This window comes from Paracoccus sp. P2 (assembly GCF_046335115.1).
GTDB classification, from domain to species: domain Bacteria; phylum Pseudomonadota; class Alphaproteobacteria; order Rhodobacterales; family Rhodobacteraceae; genus Paracoccus; species Paracoccus pantotrophus.
Genome location: NZ_JBGOSN010000132.1, coordinates 1 through 1,541, shown reverse-complemented (window position 1 = coordinate 1,541; position 1,541 = coordinate 1). Strand labels below are relative to the sequence as shown.

2 protein-coding genes are annotated in these 1,541 nt (G+C 59.9%); one reads left to right on the top strand and one right to left on the bottom strand.

What is annotated here, in order from left to right; all coding sequences use genetic code 11:
- Positions 1–439: 439 nt before the first annotated feature.
- Positions 440–922, bottom strand: a complete 483-nt coding sequence (locus ACDP63_RS24760) for a molybdopterin-dependent oxidoreductase (RefSeq protein WP_114669541.1) — start codon at positions 920–922, stop codon at positions 440–442.
- Between the two features lie 136 nt (positions 923–1,058).
- On the opposite strand from ACDP63_RS24760, the gene ACDP63_RS24755 reads away from it, so the two are divergent.
- The coding region (locus ACDP63_RS24755) for a hypothetical protein (RefSeq protein WP_409928844.1) at positions 1,059–1,541 on the top strand (483 nt) is incomplete at its 3' end.

Here is a 1,541-nt window from a genome sequence, read left to right as displayed (position 1 = left end):
GCCAGAAGCCCACTGCGCCAGCGTGCAAGTGTTTCGGACACTCCCGCATTCTCGAGAAAGCGACGTTGCGGCCCATCTTCCAACAGCGTCAGCCGCGAAACCAATATATCAAAACGGGTCTGGATCTGTTGTGGCGCTGCCTCATCCGAGAGCGCCAGCGCAAGGTTCAAGGCCTCGATCTGCGTCTGGCCAAAGACCCAGATCATGTTCTCGGTTGCANTCTGGATCTGTTGTGGCGCTGCCTCATCCGAGAGCGCCAGCGCAAGGTTCAAGGCCTCGATCTGCGTCTGGCCAAAGACCCAGATCATGTTCTCGGTTGCAGCAATGCGCATCTGGCGTTCCAGCACCACAAGCTGCCACGCAGCCAGCGCCAACAGGCCCAGGCAGATCGCCACCAGCCCACCAAGCCACAGATAGCGGGCCCGCCCGCCTGTGCCGGTCATTGCACATGCAGCGCGACAAGCTGCCAGACCCATCGCATGTCATACCGTATATCGGCCAGAACGCCGTGATTGTCGCGCGGATAGACGATCCAGACTGGACCCTTGTCACGCGGGGTCAGAGGCACGTCATCCATGTAAAGCGCGGCTAGAACATCAAACCGGTGAAAATCCTCGACAGGTATATCGACGACATAGTCGTTCAACGCTGTCGCGCGCACACTACTTCCCTCGGCTCCGGCATGGGCGAGGACGTCTCGCATCAGCACACCGCGGAACTCCGGCCTGCCATCTGTGACGCTGGTCGATGTCGAAAACTCATGCCAGTCCATCGTATCGAAATTCGCGCGCGTCATCTCCACTCTGCCGTCCGTGACCGCGCCGGTCAGGGTCAGCAGGACGTCCTCGGCAGCCGCTGGTACGGCCATGAACACAAGTGCCGTCATCAACGCGGTCTGAACGATGTGATACCGCAAGCTCATCACCACAACCCAAAATGAAAACCAGGTTCCGGACTGAACTCTATCACAGGAGACTACATGTTCCCCGTTCAAACGAACGGGGCGGCCAGTCTTGAGCAGAACTAAACTCGGAATCAAACAGCAGGAGGATCTACTCTTGACCATCTTCTCGACCATGCGAAGGGCGGGCATAGCTGTTCTGGCCTGTCTTCTGGCGCTGCCGGCGCTGGCCGACGAGCCTGGAGGGCTGGTTACCGGCAGTTTTGGCGATCAGCCGCTGGAGCTGACTGTTGCCCCCGAATTGTCCGGCGCGACGATCATCGGCAACTATGCCGATGCCTCCTTGCTTGCCTCACAGATGGAGGGCGATCAGGGGCCGGTCAATCTGGAACTGACGATCAATGGCGAATTGCCCGCGCCCGGCGAAATGGCGCTGACGATCACCTTTGCGCGCGACATGGGACGGAATTGGACCGGCGATCAGGACAGCCTGACACTGACCCTGGAGGAATTCACGCCGGGCGACGGGATCGTCGCCTTGAAGGGTACGCTCACCGGGCAAGTCAGCCTTCGCCCCGCAAACGAAACTCGTTGCGCTCTCATCCCGACATCCCCCGGATGCAACAACGGGCAAGTCAGC